The sequence below is a fragment of the Cohnella sp. LGH genome, assembly GCF_017671885.1.
Classification (GTDB): domain Bacteria; phylum Bacillota; class Bacilli; order Paenibacillales; family Paenibacillaceae; genus Cohnella; species Cohnella phaseoli.
On record NZ_CP072117.1, the window covers coordinates 6692350 to 6709752 of the forward strand.

The window sequence follows — 17403 nt, forward strand, 5'->3', positions numbered from 1 at the left end:
CTGTCAGGCCTCTAGCTTCTTACTTGGACACCTGAGCGTTCATCATATCGACGATCGACTGATAATCGCCGATGTTGGACAGCTCCTTCGTGAACGCGTCCCATTCGCCGAAATCTCTTTCGCCGAGCAGGAATTTGTAAATATTTTCGTCCATGTACGTTTTTACCGCAGTCATAATTTGCGCTTTCTTCGCCTCGTCCTCTTTGCTCAGACGAATGACCGGCGCCTGTTCATATGGAGGGATGGCGGTTTCCGGGTTCGTGTATTTCCCCATTCCCTCTTGCGGACGCATCTCCTCGATCTGGCCATTGGCAAAAAATTGCACGTTTTTGTATTTGATATAGTCCGACGCATAGTTTTGCGGAGCGTAGACGAAGCCTTGACGCGTCCATGGCGTATAGCTTCCAAAATCGGAAAGCTCTTTCCAGTCTCCGTTTTTATTGATAAATTCCTTTTTGCCGTTAACCATTTGGAACGTTTTCCCTTCTACGCCCCAATGCATCAAATCGATCATCTCGGGAGAATATTGATAGTCCAGCATCTTGATAATCAATTCCGGATATTTCGTCTTCTTGGACACCATGATACCGTAGTTCGGGAAGATCGTTTTGCCGAGAAGCGCCGGACCTAACACCCATTGATCGCCGTACTTTTCGTTTTTCGGATTGACCGCAGCTCCCCAGGATACGCCTTGGTCCGGAACGGAATATTTCTCCCACCAGCCGCCCCATGCGAGCGGAATCATGAAGGATTTGCCGGTCGTCACTTTGGCCTGCAATTGATCCTGCGACTGGCTCAGGAATTCGGGATCGAGCAGCTTCTCGTCATACAATTTGCGAATAAACATCAAGCCTTCTTTGTACGACTCTTCCATCGGACCGTACACATATTTCTCTCCGTTCCAGTAGATGTCGCTATTCGTATGGTTAGAGAGAGAGGTCGCATCCCAGAATTTAGGCCACTCCTGGGCATTGACCGGATAGGAGTCCGGGTACAGCTCTTTCAGCTTAACTGCTGCGTCGTAGAATTCGTCCCAGTTTTCCGGAATCTTGATGTTGTGCTTTTGGAAAATATCGAATCGATACAAGGCCGGATAAGCCGAACCCGAAAAGCCGGTATCGTTCTGGAATCCGTCGCCGAAGAAGAACATTTTGCCTTCCGGCGTATACATGCTCCTGTCCGAGAACTTGGTCGACTCCAAATAGGATTTATAGTTCGGGGCGTATTCGTCCAAATAAGGCGCAATATCCAGCAGCGAGCCTTGGTTGCCGAATTGGAACATGACTTCGGCATCCTTCACGCCCGACATAATGTCCGGGGTATCGCCGCTGGCCAAGGTCAGCTTGATCTTCTCCGGATAGTCGTCGCTGTTCACGTAAATCCATTCAATATCGAGCTTCTTGCCGATGTAGGCTTCCATCTTTTCCTTCCACAGCTTGTACAGCTCCGTGTTCTTCGGATCGTCTCCGAAGCTGGACATGTAGGCTTTAATCTTGATCGTCTCTTCCGCCGGCTCAGATGCTTTGGATGCCGACGCTTCCCCGGAATTGCTGCTGCTGGCTTGCTCGGACGGCTTGTTGCTGTCGCCCTTGCTGCATGCGGCCAACACAAGCGTTGCGACGAGCAGAAGGCTGAGCGCGAATATCATTTTTTTCTTCAAGCTAACCCCTCCATCATTGTATTTGTTAATCTATGGTCAAATTATAGATCAACCGCTGTTAACCTTTCACCGAGCCGATCATCATCCCGGATACGAAATGCTTCTGCAATAGCGGGTAGACGAACAAAATCGGCAAAATCGTGACGATAATCGAGGCCATCCTGATATTTTTCGGATTTAAGTTGTACGTATCGATAAATCGCTGCAGTCCGCCTACGTCCGTATAGTCCTTCAGCTCGATCGTCATTCTGCGCAGAAGCAATTGAATCGGATGGCTGCTCTCGTTGTTGAGGTAGATCATCGGCTCGAACCACATATTCCAGAACATGACCGCCCCGAACAGCGCGAACGTCGCCAGAAGCGCTTTGGACAAAGGAATATAGATGCGAAGCAATATGCCGAAGTCGTTCGCACCGTCCAGATAAGCGGATTCCCGCAGCTCCTTGGGGATATCCTGGAAGAACGTGCGAAAGATGATGATGTTGAAGGCGGACATGGCGACCGGCAAAACGACGGCCCACATCGTATTGAACATCTGCAAATCTCTAATCAGCAGAAACTGCGGGATAAGCCCTCCGCTGAATACCATCGTGATAATGACATAGATGGCCATAGGTTTACGAAATACGAACTCGCTAATCGACAGCGGATAAGCGAACAGAGACGTTAGCAGCAACTGCAAAAAGGTGCCTATGATCAAAAAGACCAGCGTGTTCTTATAGGCGTTAAGAATGTTATTGTCCTGAAAAATGTACTGATAGCTGTGATAGTCGAAGCCTTGCGGATACCAGGTAATCTTGCCCTGCCCAACCAAGCTCGGATCGCTGATCGACACGGCAAACGTATTTAGCAGAGGGTAGAGCATGATGATGCATAGAAGGATCATAAACGCGTAATTCAACATATCGAAAGCTTTGGAACCGAACCCTTCGTTATACGACTTCAAGATGAATCGACTCCTTTACCACAAGCTGTTTTCCGACACTTTCTTGGAAAAATAGTTCGCGAATATAATTAAGAAGAAACTGATGACGGAAAGCATCAACCCGACCGCTGCGCCATATTCGAATTGTCCTCCCTGCACGCCTACCCTGTAGACGTAGGTTTCGATAACGTCCGCCGTTTCGTAAATTTTCGGATTGTACATGAGAAGCACTTTCTGATAATCCGTGCTGAGAATCGTCCCCAGCTTCAGGATGAGCATAACGGAGGTGGCGGGAATAATCGCCGGCCATGTGACATATCTCAATCTCTGCCATCGATTCGCGCCGTCAATGACCGCTGCTTCGTGCTGCGCCGGATCGACTCCGGTCAACGCCGCCAAATAAATAATCGCTCCGTAGCCCAACTCCTGCCAGATATTCATCGTGACGTAGATCGGCCGGAAAGCTCCCGAATTATAAAGCAGCGTCCGAGGCTCCGAGCCGAACCAGGAAAGGATGGTATTGACGATCCCCTCAACCGATGTAAACTCCTGAACGAAACCGACGACGATGACCGCGGATAGAAAATGAGGAAAATACGTAATTGTCTGCACTGTCCGCTTAAAAAATTTGTGACGAAGTTCGTTCAGCAGCAAAGCGAAAAGAATCGGAGCCGGAAACCCGAACAGCAGCGAATAGAAGGCCAGCAAGAGCGAGTTCTTGGTTATCCTCCAACTCATCGGACTGTCAAAAAACGCCTTGAAATGATCGAAGCCGATCCAGGGACTTCTGAGAAACCCCAATGAGGAGTCATAGCTTTTGAAAGCGATTGTAATTCCATACATAGGCAAATACTTGAATACGAGAATGAGCAGAAATCCCGGCAGCGTCATCAAGATCAAATATCGCTGTTTGAGACATTTTCGCCAAAAGCCCGTTTTTTTTCTGAGTTGCACGTTCGCCCCAAGCGATTGATTCTGCAACTTCACCCCTCCTGTACGCTTATTAAAAGATACGGACGCCTGTAAGCCTTTTCTTTTTGTTCCGCATCTTTTCGCCAAGCCGTTGCAACCTTGGCCTCCACAGCATAATCGCGACAATCGCCGATCAGCAATCGTCAACTCTTCATATACTTTGGAAAAATTCATCTTGTCGCAGATTTCGATGGGATATGAACGAACGACAATCGTTGCTGTGCCTTTTAAGGAGGAATTTCAATTCTTAATGTGCTGCTCAATATTTCAACTCCGCGAGACAGGAAGGAAATATCCCACTATAATGAGTTATGGTCGACGCCGTACAGCAGAGTTTTTGCAAGCGGTTACAATTCGATGGTCGCTAAACGCTTTGTCGTGCCGCAAAAAAATAAAGGGGGGGCTCCGACTTGCGAACCATTTTCCGTTCCGTTACCGCTCGCTATCACAGGAGCAGCGTTCTATCCAAGCTGCTGGTCTTCAATATGATCTTTATCATTTTGCTGACCGGCCTGCTCGTGTTTAACTACTCCTATTTGAAAACGAACGTAAAAGAGCAAGTCGTACGGACGAACGAAGGCTTCCTGAAGCAAATGAGCGGCGATCTGACCGAGCAGTGGCTGGATGTTCGTAATATGATCTACAACTTCAGCGTCAGCCTGGACACGAAGTTTCTGTCCAACAATCCGAACAAATCCCGGACCTATTATTCCGCGTTGCTGGCTTATAAAAATAAAATAACAGAGTCCAACATGCGGCTGCCGTTCCGGGCGCAGCTGTCTACGTATTTTCCGAACCAGGATTTGGTCATCAGCAGCGACGGGACCCGTAACTTGGACGTGTTCTACAAAAATTTGGATCTGAAAAACGGAGAGGAGGTCTGCCGCTGCCTGCTGCAGGAGGAGTTGGAGCGCGTGTATAACTTTGGCAGCATGATCGTGTTCTCGTACCGCTTGTTCCCGGAAGGCTACATCTTCGTGCAGATCGCCAAATCCGAGCTGCTGGCGTATTTGAACAATCAAACCTCGCTGCTCGACAACGTCGTCGTGATCAGCGACGGAAACAATTCGCTCGTCGTCAGCTCTGCCTCTCTCGATCAGGCCGTCTTCGGACAAGGAAGCGAGGCGTTATCGAGACGGGTCGTCATCGACGGAAACAGCTATACGCCAATTTCCCAGACGGATGCCTTGTTTACGTATACCGTCTTGTTCTCGGAGAGCCAGATGCAGGAAAAACTGAAGCAGGCCAATGCTTACACGATCCTGCTGTTTGCTCTGTTCCTTGCCGTCAATCTTGGATTTCTGTTCGTCAACTGGTCCATGTTCCGACCGCTGCGGCTAATGGCCAACACGTTCAATTCCTGGACGACTGCGCCCGCCACGAACAACGAATTCGCCATTCTGTCGGATACGTTTAAGGAACTGAATTCCGTCACCGTCTCCATGAAGCAGGAGATTACGGAGCAAGCCGACATTCTGGAGCATAACGCGCTCCTGAGGTTGTCCACCGACGAAACCTATGCCATGAAGCCCGACATGAGCCGAATGCTGTCGGCGAAGTATCCTTCCTATGCCGTCATTACCGTAATCGAGGAAGACGAGCGCGGGCGATCCGTGCGGAAGTACGCTCCCTTGCTGGCGGAAGCTTTGCGTCAGGCCGGGGCGTTTATTCGTCTGCATGCCCATAGCGATAATCTGATTTATTTCATCAATTGCTCCGATGCGACGGCATTGGCCGAGCTTGTTTCCGGCGTGTTCGAAGACGGCCCCTCCGATACGGTAAGCGACGGGCTGACCCTCTGCGGCATCAGCTCGGTTCATACGCGGCTGGAAGATATCGGCCAGGCGCTTCAAGAATCTTCGGACGCCATCGACAAGCACGTTCCCGATCTGGGCGAGTTGAAGCGAATCGTTCTGTATCAAGCCCGCGACAGCGGTCAGGCTGCCGTCATCCACCTGTCCATCGACAAGGAGCAGGAGCTGGTCAACTATACGCTAAAAGGAAATGCGGATGCGCTCGGACAATTTTTCGATAAAACGATCCGGAAAACGTTCAAGAGTCTGACCTTCGAGCAGCTCCGGAATATGCTGCGTTATTTCCACGACCTGTTGCTCGTTATCTTGAACAGCAAGAAGATCGGCATCGAGGAGGTATGGGAGGCTCCCCCGGATCTCTCGCGGACTTACCATCTTCCCTATCTGTTCCGACAAATCCAGGAAGGATACCTATTCGTAGCCAAGCGATCCGCCTTGCCGAATACGCCTTTGCAGGAGCAAATCAAACAATATCTCGACAAGCATTATGCCAATCCGGACTTGTCGCTGACGGTGATCGCAGATCACTTCTCGATTACTCACGTGTATTTGTCGACCTATTTTAAGAAGCATACCGGATACAACTTAAACTACTACATGCATCTGATTCGCATCCAGGCCGCTATTCAATTGATCCAAACTCATCCGAACCTGGCGATGAAGGATGTCGCCGAACGCGTCGGCTATTCCAATGCGGGGACGTTCATCCGCCACTTCAAGAAAATATCGGGGACGACGCCCACTCAGCATGTCAGACTTTTGCAAGAATAGCCGCGCTTCGGGCGGACATGCGAAAGGGAGGCCGATCATCGAACGGCCTCCCTCGCTGGAACTGATTATACCGAAGCGTTTACGCTCCGAATCGGACGATTCGGTCCTGCCCCGCTCCAAACCGAGTCATGCGCAGCTCGCCTGTCGGGTAATGAATGCTGACTAGATCAAACGCCGTTTCGGCATCCGTTCCGACCGTTCTTTCGGGACATTCGTTGTAATTACGGCAGCTGACCGCGTTGAGCGTCGAGATCATCGGAATGCCGTCCTGGTACAGCACCTGGTCGATATGGACGTGGCCGAACAGACAGGCCGCGACATGCTTGCGATTCTGCTTAATGACCTTCCACAGCTTTTCTCCGTTTCCCGCCTCTCCATCGACATACCCTTTAACCCCGCGCTGAACAATCGGCAAATGCGAAAAAATGACCGCCCTCCAATCGTTCCCGTCCGGCAAGCCGCGAAAATTCAATGCCTTGCTTTCGACCCATTCCACCTGTCTGTCCGAAAAGCCGTATTCCCATTGCCCGTTTTGCAGGAGCATACCGTCCGACTTGATTTTGTAGACAATATCTAGGCTATTCAGCATGACGATCCTCGTCCTTTTGCCGGGAATATCATAATAGGAGTACATTCCGGTTTCATTGCCCTTATCGAAAGCAACCGTCCCATCCAAATCGCGGTACAGCCCCTCATAAGTTTCGACCGGAAACAGCACGTTCGGCGCTCCCGCCAGCTTGCGATGATAATCGTAGATCGAGTTATCGTCATGATTGCCCTGGATCGGAAAGACGGGACAGGAAGCTTGGCGCATCGCTTGCATGAATTCCGAACGGGCATTCAGAGCTTGGGCCTTCTCGCCGTTCTCGAAAAGATCGCCTCCAATGACGATACAGTCGACCGACAGTTCCCCAGCGGCTTGAACGGCCGCGGCCGCGGCGCGAAGCTGGTTCCCTCCCGTCTGATGATGCGGATCGGTCAGGAACAAGAGATCAACCGTCCCCTGCTCCTGCACGCTTCTCGCTCTATCGACGGCCTTGCTCATAGACTCGCGATAATAATCCTGTATCGTACAGCTCGTTGTCCCTTGTCCGACCTCATTTTTCTCTTGACGCATTTCCCTCTGCCTCTCCTTTCATTCCTTAACCGTGGGTGCCGATCAAGAGAATCCCCATTAGAATCGCTGCGGCGGCGATTAGTCTTCCGACTCCGCCCTTCTCCTTCAGAATCCATATTCCCAGTATGGCGGCAAATACGGTCCCTACCTCGCGAATCGGCGCCAGATGGGAGACGGGGGCCAGTTCCATCGCCGCCAGAAACAGAAAATACGAGCCGGGCATTAATACGGAACCCAGCAGAATTGTCCTGCGGTTGCCTGTCCATTCCCTCTTCAGCTCTTCCTTGCGAAGCAGCATTCTCGTATTTCCCAGCAAAAAACCGAAATTGGATGCCCCGATCAGAGTCATAGGCTCAACGTAACGTAACGCGAATTTGTCCACGAGCACATACGAGGTGATGCAAAGTCCGACCCCAATCGCCGTCAGTACCGGCTTAAGCTTTACACGTTGCCCGGGCCTGCGCCGATCCGCCCATTTGCTTAAGGTCAGAATGCCGAGCAGTATCATCGACACGCCGCCCCAGCCCCATGCCGACAGTTTCTCTCCCATGAACGCTACGCCGATCAGGGGGATAAGCAGCACGCCGGTTCCTCGCTGAATTGGATACACTTGGGACAAGTCGCCGTAGGCGTACACCTTGGACAGCATAAAGGCATACGCAGCTTGCGCCGCCGCGGACATCGCCAGCAGAGGATAGGCTTGCGGCGGAAGGCTTCCGGTCGACAGCCTGAACAGCAGCACCGGTAGCAGCGCGATATTCGCCGCAAGCACGATTAGCGCCAGGTAGGCTTGCTTGTTGCGGCTTCGCTTGGCGTTCAAATTCCACACCGAGTTCATAAAGCCCGATAAAACAACTAGCAGCACAGTCGTTAGCAGCATGTGATAACCCTCTTCGATACGGATAGGGAGTCGTCGGCGACGCCGATCGCGGCGGGGCTAAAGTCGAATCGTTCTACTGTCGCCCGCGCCGAATCGCGTCGCAACCAGCTCTCCCTTCGCATAGTTCAAGCTGCAAACATCGAAAGCCGTTTCCATAATCGAATCCTTCCCTCTTCCGTAGGTCACCCCATTAAGCGTAGAGAGCATCGGAATTCCGTCTCGGACAATTACCTGGTCACAATGGACATGTCCGAAGAAGCATGCGGCGACATGCGAGCGATTCTCGCGGATGATGTCCCACATCGCTTCGCCGCCCGTCACCGGATGATCCGCACCTTCCACGCCGTCTTGAAGAATGGCGACATGAGAGAAGATTAGCGCCTTCCATCTGTCGCAGTCCGGCTTGCCGCTAAAGTCGAGGGCTTCTTGTCTCATCCAGATCAGTTGCCGATCGGAGAAGGCGTATTGCCATTGGCCGTTCTGCCGCAGCATCCCGTTGTCTCCCGTTTCGTAAGGAATATCGATGGCGTTCAAAACAACAATTCTCGTCCGTTTGCCCGGAATGTCATAATAGTAATACAAGCCGCTTTCGTTGCCTCGATCGAACGAAACAATGCCTTCCAACGGCTTCAGCAAATTCTCGTAGGTTTCGTGCGGGAAGATGACATGCTCGGTTCCTCCCGAATGGAGCTGATAGTCGTGTATCGAATTATCGTCGTGATTGCCTTTCACCGGGAGCAGCGGGCAGGTTGGCACCCGCAGCGCGTTCACAATCTCATTCTGGGAGCGGACAACCTCGTCCTTCGGTCCGTTCTCGCTGAAATCGCCGCCGCAGACGATGGCGTCGAGCGGAAGCTCGCGGGCCAGCAAGCGGATTGCCGCCGCGGCACGCAGCTGATTGCCGTCCGGCCAATGATGGGGGTCCGTGTAGAAAATAAACCTGACGGAATGTTCCGATTGCTCCGTCTCCCGCCTCGCGGCTTCTGCGATGCGGATCAAATCGGCGCGGTAACATTCGGGCACGGTTCCGGCATACTCGTGGTCCTTCATCGCACTGTCTCTTCGAATAAGCCGGACGGAACTTTGGCCGTCCAGGCGGCCGGCGCTTCTACCCCGAGCGAGAATGCGACGACGGCCGCCGTATCCTCGATGCGGACGGGCTCCGAGGCAGCTCCGGACAACACTCCCGGTCCTGCGCAGCCCCAGAAGATCGTTACGTCCTGCGGATGATCGCTGCCGTGGTTTCTCGGACTCGCACCGCCTCCTCCATGATCGGCGAGCAGGATGAACAAGGTGTCTTCCATCAGTCCCCTGCTATCCAATTGCTGGAGCATATCGCCAATCAGGGCGTCCGTCGCGGCAATCACTTCCAAGTACAGCGGATCACCGTACCCGAAAGCATGGCCTGCGGCGTCGATCTCATCGAATTGCACGAACAGAAGCTTGAAATCGTTATCCCCTTTAATCAGTTCCGTCAAGCTTTGCACGTGCTCCCGATCGGCCCTCGCGTTGGCTGCACAATCGACGACCCCTTCTTCGATTATGCCGTCATTGATCGGCTTCCAAGAGCTGAAGGAGGCGACCGTCCGATCCGGATAAGCTTCTTTGACAACCTTCATGAAGGAAGGATACGGGGAATCCGTCGGGTATTTCTTCTGCTCGGCAATCGAATTGTTCAGCCCATGAAGTTCTGGCTTCACGCCATGGAACATCGAGCCCCAACACTCCCCGCTGATCGTAGGAACAGCCGTCCGGGCCGAATATGTTAGAAATCCGCCGCCGAGAAGCCGGTCGATGTTCGGAGTGTTCGCCTCGCCGATCCTATTGCCTGCGCCATCCAGGCCGAGGACGATGACTCTTTGTGCGATAGGTTGCATAGTCGTTCTCTCCTTATAATAAAATTTGATTTTCGAAGTCGAAGACGATCGAGACGTCGGCTTCGTCGAATCGGATATCTGCTTTCAAAATACCGTCCTCCATCGCTTGGACGCCCGTTATCGTCCCGCCTGCAGCCGATCCGCCTTCATAACGGAACCCGTCCGGTACGGCCAGCCAATACGATTCCGTCGTTCCTCGGACACCGGCAACTTCGAGCCGCCATTTTTCGGCCTCCCAGCACTCCTCACGAACGCTGATTGCGTCCATGCTCACATGTCTGGATGAACCGACCAATTGAGGGCGACCGGTATCCCGGCGCAGACCGATAATCTGACAATGGCCGAGCGGCAGCTCTTCCATAGAGATTGCTCTAGCGACCTTGCCCATGTAGCGCTGCTTCCAGAAATCGAATGCATGGTAAGCGACGTCCGGAGCCAGCGCCAGCGCTTCCAGAGCGAGCTCCGTCTCCTGCAGAGGCACTACGGCGAATCTTCCCGCGACGCACCAACGTCCGGCGGGCGTATCGAAGTGAAAGCTCCAGAGCGACGCCGTCGGATGCGGCTCCCGGGAGTCGGCCGTCAGGCCGAGCAAGGCATAAGCCCGATTTGCTTGCTCGTCTCCCGCCGCGGCCCCAATCCCGGTTTCGGCGGAAGGAAGAGTCAGATCGAGTGGATACGAAACGTCCAGAGGCCCCGTCTCTCCCGTCGCGGTCGACAAGGAAGGGAGACACCTCTGGATCGTGTACACCCTCCCCTCATCGTACAATTCGGGATTGTCGCTGAGCATTAGCAGACCGCCCGACAGCGAGACAAGCGACAACAAGGAACGACCCCAAGCTTCCTCCGTCCGCGCGCAGACGTAATCCGGGTCGTTCAGGTACAGAATGCGCTGCGTATGGAACCAACGGGCCGACTCGACGATCTGCTTGCACACCGCCGTCCAGCTCGGGTTCGAATCCCCTGCGATGCGGCAGGCGTCGACAAGGCCGACCGCCTCCGTCAGCACGCCCCAGCACGCGAGGAAATAAGCTTGTTCGCCGATCGCCTCCCTAGCCTTCCTCATATATTCCCGTAATCTGGCGGCAGCCTCCTCGTTCGACATCACGCCTTCGTTCACCAGTTGATGCAGTCCGTCGAACAAGTAGTGCCTGATCTGATCCGTCTTGAAGTAACGGTATCCCGACTCGCCTAAGCCTCGATAGAACGGAACGACATGCTTCGCAAGCGCCTCTTCTTCTCCTTTCAGCACGTAGTAAATCCACTGTCCGTATAAAAGCTCCCCGTCCGGCCCGATCTCGAACGCTTCGCGATGCCGTTCGGCAAAGGCCTTGCTCGTCACCATCGCGCTCGTCCAAATACCGGCTTCGAACCCGCGCTCCCGAATGCTTCCGACGATACCCTCTTGGCCTTCCGGGAACCGCTCGTTCGTTCGCAGCCAAGCGTCGGCAAGCCTCCCTTTCTCTTCCGGCGGAATGACCTCGGTCTGGTAACCGTCGTCGATTTGCACATATTCGAGACCATAGGGCTTGAAATGAACGTCCAGAAAAGCGGTCGTTCGTTCCACATCCTCAGCCGTTACGCCCTGGCCGAACGCTTCCCAGGAGCTCCATCCGGAGATCGGCTGAAGCTTCGGCCGCCACTCCCACGGACGATGCTCTCGAAAGTTCAAGTGGGTTCGATAATATTGCATCCTCAGGTTCACGATCCAAGGCGTTAATCCGCCCTGCACCTCCAGCTCCGCTTGAAGTCCGCCCTCGTTATCCGTTTTTAGCGAAGAGCCCGTCCAGTTCCATTTCGCTCCGTGCCAGTCGATCAGCAAATCCTGGAGTACGTCGTACAGCCCGTTTACGCTATCGAGCAGCGGTCGCCCAACTTGCCCCAATATCGCTTGATCTTTCCCCGCTCGATGCGGGCGCATATTCAACGCCTCCTTGCTCATCCGGAACACGGCTTTGATCGTCGCCGGTTTATCCAAAGACAGATACACTTGCTGCGTGAACGGATTGCTTTGCAGGTTTCCGTTGGAAAATTGCCGATAATACGGCACGATGCCTGCAGGAATGATCAGGCTTAGCAGCGGTCGGCCGGCGTAATCGTAATGCAGCGTTCGGGTTTCCTCTACCCATCTGTGCGCAGCGTGCGCGATAGGCGGCTCTATCGGGACAATCCGGTTCATTTTGCATCCCCCAGGCTTCTATGGAATCTGCGGCGAATCGATGTTGTTCCGCCGTTATCACAGTCATCGTACTCCGCGTCCATCCGCCCAACAACGCTCAGCTTTTAAGGTTGCTTGCGAAAATCGACTCCTTCGCTGTTTATATTTTCATATGGCTGTCATTTCTTCAGGTTATCCCTGTAGCTAAGCGACATTTTCGCAACGATCTTAAGAATAGAAAGTAGTGCGCTCCTCTCGCAGATGATACGGTGAAGCTGAGTGACGACACTACATTCCGAAAGGTGAGGCATATGCATACTTATGACGAGAGTCAGACCCTCGTTCTCGAAGGCAGCGGCTTGCGAGTCGCGTTGAATCGATCGGATCTAACCGTACGCGTGGAATCGGAGGACGCTGTCTGGGAGACGGTTGGCGGAGCGGCCGGCTTTCGGCCGGCTTCCGGAAAAGCCGCAGCGGGCGCAATCCCGTTATCCGCCGCCTCGGACAAGCTCTTCTCTCCGATCGTCTCGGGGACGTTCTCGGGCGTGCTGATCGAAGCCGGTCCGTTCGTCTACGAAGATTGCGTATACGAGGAAACTCTTGCGCTCTCGATTCTGTTGAACACGCATAACGGAGAGCTCGTATTCGAGGTCCGCGAACCGTCCCACGAAGTCGAAGGGATAGACGAGATCGTCTGGCCGGGGGCCTTCCGCTTCTCCGGAGGCGCTTCCGACTATACGGCGGTCCCCGCGATGCAGGGCTATCTGATCCCTGGCGACTGGAGCGAGCCGGTGCTTAGATACCATCAAGGCATCGTATTCGGCCGCGACGCCTATATGCCTTGGTGGGGACAGCGCAAGGAAGGTCACGGATATGTCGCGATTATCGACACGCCGAACGACTCCCGTATTTCCGTTGAGCATTTGCCCGGCGTACATACGCTTGCCGAGGCGGTGTGGCTCCATTCGCTCGGCCGTTTCGAAGGCGTTCGCAGGCTTCGCTTCCGCTTCGCCCAAGGAATGGACTACGTCGCCATGGCCAAAGCATACAGAAACTATGTTCGTTCCCTCGGCAAGCTGCGAACCTTGGCGCACAAGCAAGCCGTCAATCCGAAGCTGGATCGGCTAAAAGGAACGGCGATCGTGCACACCGGAATTCATACCTGCATCGCTCCCACGTCGCACTACTACGATCATGGAGACTCGGGGAAAAACGATTTCGCCGTTCCTTTCGAAGAGAGAGCTTCCGAACTGGCGGAGCTGAATCGACTGTACGGCGGCAAGCTATACGTGCACGTAGACGGCTGGGGCCTGCGAGGCTACGACAATCTGCATCCCGACGTACTGCCGCCCAGTCCGAAAGGCGGGGGCTGGGAAGGGATGCGCATGCTCCAGAATACTTGCCGGGAGCAGAACATCCTGTTCGCCATTCATGACAACTATCGCGACTTTTACCACGACGCCGCTTCGTATAGTCCGGAGCTGACGCTGCTCGATCGCGGCGGGCATCGCGAGTTTTCCGACTATTGGGCCGGCGGGGCGCACGGTCTGCTGTGTGCTAGTCTATCTAAGGGCTACGTCGAGCGGAATTACGATAGGCTCAAGGATAACGGCATCGAGCCCGACGGAACGTATATCGACGTGTTCGCGGTTGTCCCCGGAGACGAATGCTACGATCCGCGCCACCCGATGACGAGAACGGAATGCTTGGCTTACAGAGCTTCGTGCTTCGAGGAAGTCCGATCGCGCGGCATGATCGTCAGTTCGGAGGAGCCGGCCGATTGGGCGGTTCCCCATCTGGATCTCGTCCATCACGCTCCGCACGCGTTGACTCCCGGACCTGGAGGAGGACGGGCGATCGGAGTGACGGCTCCGCTCTTCTCCCTCGTCTATCATGACGCGATCGTCGTTCCATGGTCGCTCGGCAGGGGGGCCTGGGGAATCCCGGAGCAGGATTTGGGCTGGCTGCACGGGCTCTTGAACGCCGGAACTCCCTACTTGTCAATTCGGCCGGAGGAGCTCGAGCTTGGGATCGTCCGGACGATGGCGCGGCTTCACGAACTGGTAGGGTTCATGGAGATGATACGACACGAATATGTGGATGGCGACTGGCGGCGTCAGCGAACCGTATTCGCGGACGGCACCGTTGTAGAGGTCGACTTCGACGAGGATCTCTTCCGAATCGAGCTGCCAAACGGAGAGTGCATAACGGAAATCGGATGAAGGTGAGCCGAACGACACAAATAGGAATAGGATAAAAATGCGCATTTCCTGCCCGATACGCTCGACGGGAACCGGGAGGAAATGCGCATTCTTTTTACGGCAAAGGAGGTTTTCGGGATTAGGCGGTCACTTGGAAATGAACCTTCGTCACCGCGCTCTTGTTGCCGTTCGCATCCAACGCGTACAGTTCAATCTCGTATGTCTTTACCTGCGCCTCCCACGGAATCGCGTAGGACCACGAGAACGAACGGTCGCCTTCCTTTTTCATCACATCGTAAATACCGTATGCGGGAATCCGCAGCACCGAACGATCCAAAGCAGCCCCTGCATCCCCGTAGTCAACCGTCATCGTCACTCGTTCGCCTCGCTTGCCGGCCTCCGGTTTGAAACTGACTCTAGCTTCCTCATGTTGATTCATATTCCATTCTCCTCTCAATTTTTGTACTGACCAGTCAGTTTAATCATAGTTCGGATAACTCTGTACTGTCAATAACGAAATTTTCATTTTATTGGTCGATTTCCATAGGGTTGACATGGCGGCAAGCTTCGAACTATATTTGTTGTACTGACCAGTCATTCCAAAAAATATCGGAGGGGTCCCAATGAAACCAATTACCGTCGAAGGCTCTCGCTTCGTCGACGCTCAAGGACGTCACGTCATTCTTCACGGCGTCAGCATGGTTTGCAAGGATAAGAGCAAGGGATATATCGAAGACTGGAACGAACGGGATTTCGAGAAATTGCGGCAATGGGGATTTAACGTCATCCGGCTGGGCGTCATCTGGGACGGCGTAGAACCTTTGCCCGGCGAGTACGACGAAGAGTATGTCGAAAAAATCCGTAATTGGGTGAGGCTCGCTTATCGGTTCGGCCTTTACGTTTTCCTCGACATGCATCAGGATTTGTACAGCGCGGCTTTCTCGGACGGCGCTCCGGAATGGGCCACGCTGACGGACGATCATATCTACGCGCCAACCGCATTATGGAGCGACGCCTACTTGTTCGACAGGGCCGTGCAGACCGCCTTCGACCACTTCTGGCGCAACTCTCCCGCGTCCGATGGCATCGGGCTGCAGGACCATTACGCGGAAGCGTGGCGTTTCCTCGCCTCGCGTCTCTGCTCCGAGCCGAACTTGATCGGCTACGACTTGATGAACGAGCCGTTCATCGGCTCCGAAGTGGCGCATATGGTCGGCGGCATGTTCTCCGCCTACGGACAGCTTGTCTCGGATCGCACTGGGGAGCCGGCGCCGGACGAAGCCGGGATTCTGGAAATTTGGTCCGATTCGGAAAAGAAGCTTCAGGCGCTTGGCCTGCTGGATTCGCCGGAAGCCTACGGCGAGATTATGGAAGCGACCGCGCCGGCGCAGGATGCGTTCGAACGAGAGGTGCTGACTCCCTTCTTCCGCAAAGTGGGGCTCGCGATCCGCGAGGCCGATCCGGACGGCATCCTCTTCCTGGAGACGAATTATTTCTCCAATCTCGGCGTAACCAGCTCGATTCTGCCGTTGACGGACCAAGATGGCCGCCGCGATCCGCAGCAAGCTTTCGCCCCGCACGGCTACGACCTCGTCACCGATTCGGAATACGTCCATGCTGCGGACGGACGGCGGGTCGACTATATTTTCGCCAACCACGAGCGGACGAGAAAGCGGCTGGACATGCCGATGCTAGTCGGCGAATGGGGCGCATACGGCGAGTCCGAGCATGCGGAAGAAGCCGCGCTTCGCGTGCAGCGGAATTTCGAGCGCCTGCTGTGCGGCGACGCGTACTGGTGTTATCTGTACCCTGACATGGATCGGTACTCCTCGTTCCGCGCTGTATGCCGGAGCTATCCGATGGCCGCGGCCGGAACGATTGTAAGCTATGAGCACAATCGCGTCCGCGATGCGTTCGAGCTGGAGTGGGATGAAGACGCCGGTGCGCAAGCCCCGACCGAGGTTTATTTTCCGGACGCCGAAGCGGCGCGCTCCGCAAGCCTGACGCTGACTCCCGCATCAAGCCGATATGAATGGAATTTGTTGAGGGGAACGAAGGCGGGCATTCTATCCATCGCTCCGGCCAGTGGCGGAAGAAGAAAACTGACTGTCGGCTAGGGCGTGTCTGCATACTCCGAGGACAGCAGATTTTGCCGAAAAGGCTGTGAAGCTGCCCCTGAGCGGGTTTCCAGACACGCCCTGATTCGCGGATATGCTATACTGGGGAAAATAACCGCTGCGCAGGAAGGGACCGATCACCGGTGAGCAGAAACAAAATCGTCGATGCCGCGATTAAGCTTTTCTCCGAGCTGGGCTATCATCGCACGAGCATGGACGACATCGCCAAAGAGGCCAATGTCGCCAAAGGCACGCTTTACTATCATTTCTCGGGCAAAGGCGAGCTGTTCGAGACAATCGTTAACGACGGCTTCGCCATGCTGATGGAGAAAATCCGCCAGGAGCTGGCGGAAGACGCGCCGGCCGACCGGCAAATCGAAAGCATCGTTCGCAGGCACGTCGAGCTGTTCCTGCAATATAGCGAGCTCGTTCATATTATTTCCAACGAGATTACGAACGGGATCGAGCCGGACATTCTGGAACGAATCGTCCGACGCAAGCGCGATTACATTGCCTTCGTAGCCGACGTCCTTCGGCGCGGCCACGAGGACGGGGAACTAAACGAGCTGCCCTACGAGCTGGCAGCAACGGCCATGCTCGGTCTCATCGAGAGCGCGGTTTTGCACGCCGTCAGACATCCGGAGACGGGAACGGACAAGCTTCACGCGACGATCAACGCTTTCGTGCTTCCCGCTCTGCTGCGAAAGAAATAGCCGTCTGACCGAGGATTATGCGATATCCCGCACGATTTGTAATCCAACCGTAACATGACTCTCATCTGATCTTCATGTTCAAGGGTTACAATACAGACATGACCCCCCTTTTCAATAATATATACTTTGAGGCTAGCGGCCCGATGCCGCTGGCCTCCTTTTTTTGTCTTGGGGAACTTCCGTAATAACGTTACAATAGAT

Annotated in this window: 13 protein-coding genes; 4 read left to right on the forward strand and 9 right to left on the reverse strand. The window is 54.2% G+C overall.

The annotated features are described in order from the left end of the window. Positions 1 to 19: 19 nt before the first annotated feature. Genes J4772_RS27805 through J4772_RS27815 form a run of 3 tightly spaced genes read right to left on the reverse strand, consistent with a single transcriptional unit; the run spans position 20 to position 3566 of the window. On the reverse strand, positions 20 to 1660 hold the full coding sequence (locus J4772_RS27805; RefSeq protein WP_209072351.1) for an extracellular solute-binding protein: 1641 nt from the start codon (positions 1658 to 1660) through the stop codon (positions 20 to 22). Positions 1661 to 1718: 58 nt separating this feature from the next. Next, positions 1719 to 2606 carry a carbohydrate ABC transporter permease gene (locus J4772_RS27810; protein ID WP_209072352.1) on the reverse strand — a complete coding sequence of 296 codons (888 nt, stop codon included), beginning with the start codon at positions 2604 to 2606 and terminating at the stop codon, positions 1719 to 1721. Between the two features lie 15 nt (positions 2607 to 2621). After that, a complete protein-coding gene (locus tag J4772_RS27815; RefSeq protein ID WP_247740871.1) occupies positions 2622 to 3566 on the reverse strand; it encodes an ABC transporter permease in 945 nt (314 codons plus the stop codon). A 401-nt stretch (positions 3567 to 3967) separates the two neighbouring features. On the opposite strand from J4772_RS27815, the gene J4772_RS27820 reads away from it, so the two are divergent. Next, complete coding sequence (locus J4772_RS27820; protein ID WP_209072353.1) at positions 3968 to 6142, forward strand: helix-turn-helix domain-containing protein; 2175 nt, start codon at positions 3968 to 3970, stop codon at positions 6140 to 6142. A gap of 79 nt (positions 6143 to 6221) precedes the next feature. Here the strand turns inward: J4772_RS27820 and J4772_RS27825 are convergent, their stop codons facing one another. From J4772_RS27825 to J4772_RS27845, 5 genes are read right to left on the reverse strand one after another with little or no spacing between them, the layout of a single operon-like run. Continuing rightward, positions 6222 to 7259: a metallophosphoesterase family protein gene (locus J4772_RS27825; RefSeq protein ID WP_209072354.1), complete on the reverse strand. Its 1038-nt coding sequence runs from the start codon at positions 7257 to 7259 to the stop codon at positions 6222 to 6224. Between the two features lie 25 nt (positions 7260 to 7284). Beyond that, positions 7285 to 8139, reverse strand: a complete 855-nt coding sequence (locus J4772_RS27830; RefSeq protein ID WP_209072355.1) for a DMT family transporter — start codon at positions 8137 to 8139, stop codon at positions 7285 to 7287. Positions 8140 to 8196: 57 nt separating this feature from the next. Continuing rightward, on the reverse strand, positions 8197 to 9189 hold the full coding sequence (locus J4772_RS27835; RefSeq protein ID WP_209072356.1) for a metallophosphoesterase family protein: 993 nt from the start codon (positions 9187 to 9189) through the stop codon (positions 8197 to 8199). After that, positions 9186 to 10016, reverse strand: a complete 831-nt coding sequence (locus J4772_RS27840; RefSeq protein ID WP_209072357.1) for an alkaline phosphatase family protein — start codon at positions 10014 to 10016, stop codon at positions 9186 to 9188. Before J4772_RS27840 ends, J4772_RS27835 begins: the two co-directional genes overlap by 4 nt. A gap of 13 nt (positions 10017 to 10029) precedes the next feature. Beyond that, a complete protein-coding gene (locus J4772_RS27845; protein WP_209072358.1) occupies positions 10030 to 12192 on the reverse strand; it encodes an alpha-amylase family protein in 2163 nt (720 codons plus the stop codon). 290 nt (positions 12193 to 12482) lie between these two features. Here J4772_RS27845 and J4772_RS27850 point away from each other — a divergent pair, with 290 nt between their 5' ends. Then, positions 12483 to 14393, forward strand: coding sequence for a DUF5696 domain-containing protein (locus J4772_RS27850; protein ID WP_209072359.1), 1911 nt, complete (start codon positions 12483 to 12485; stop codon positions 14391 to 14393). A gap of 118 nt (positions 14394 to 14511) precedes the next feature. Here the strand turns inward: J4772_RS27850 and J4772_RS27855 are convergent, their stop codons facing one another. Then, entirely contained in the window at positions 14512 to 14811 is a 300-nt protein-coding gene (locus tag J4772_RS27855) for a hypothetical protein (RefSeq protein ID WP_209072360.1), read from the reverse strand. A gap of 184 nt (positions 14812 to 14995) precedes the next feature. Between J4772_RS27855 and J4772_RS27860 the strand changes: the two genes are divergently transcribed. Together J4772_RS27860 and J4772_RS27865 are read left to right on the forward strand one after the other, a co-directional pair. Next, a complete protein-coding gene (locus tag J4772_RS27860) occupies positions 14996 to 16489 on the forward strand; it encodes a cellulase family glycosylhydrolase (protein WP_209072361.1) in 1494 nt (497 codons plus the stop codon). 143 nt (positions 16490 to 16632) lie between these two features. Beyond that, complete coding sequence (locus J4772_RS27865) at positions 16633 to 17202, forward strand: TetR/AcrR family transcriptional regulator (protein WP_209072362.1); 570 nt, start codon at positions 16633 to 16635, stop codon at positions 17200 to 17202. Positions 17203 to 17403: the final 201 nt, after the last annotated feature.

Excerpts from the sequence above, each read along its gene's own strand:
- J4772_RS27850 (WP_209072359.1), top strand. The coding sequence starts at position 12,483 with ATGCATACTTATGACGAGAGTCAGACCCTCGTTCTCGAAGGCAGCGGC.
- J4772_RS27840 (WP_209072357.1), bottom strand. The coding sequence starts at position 10,016 with ATGCAACCTATCGCACAAAGAGTCATCGTCCTCGGCCTGGATGGCGCA.
- J4772_RS27825 (WP_209072354.1), bottom strand. The coding sequence starts at position 7,259 with ATGCGTCAAGAGAAAAATGAGGTCGGACAAGGGACAACGAGCTGTACG.
- J4772_RS27830 (WP_209072355.1), bottom strand. The coding sequence starts at position 8,139 with ATGCTGCTAACGACTGTGCTGCTAGTTGTTTTATCGGGCTTTATGAAC.
- J4772_RS27855 (WP_209072360.1), bottom strand. The coding sequence starts at position 14,811 with ATGAATCAACATGAGGAAGCTAGAGTCAGTTTCAAACCGGAGGCCGGC.
- J4772_RS27835 (WP_209072356.1), bottom strand. The coding sequence starts at position 9,189 with ATGAAGGACCACGAGTATGCCGGAACCGTGCCCGAATGTTACCGCGCC.
- J4772_RS27860 (WP_209072361.1), top strand. The coding sequence starts at position 14,996 with ATGAAACCAATTACCGTCGAAGGCTCTCGCTTCGTCGACGCTCAAGGA.
- J4772_RS27845 (WP_209072358.1), bottom strand. The coding sequence starts at position 12,192 with ATGAACCGGATTGTCCCGATAGAGCCGCCTATCGCGCACGCTGCGCAC.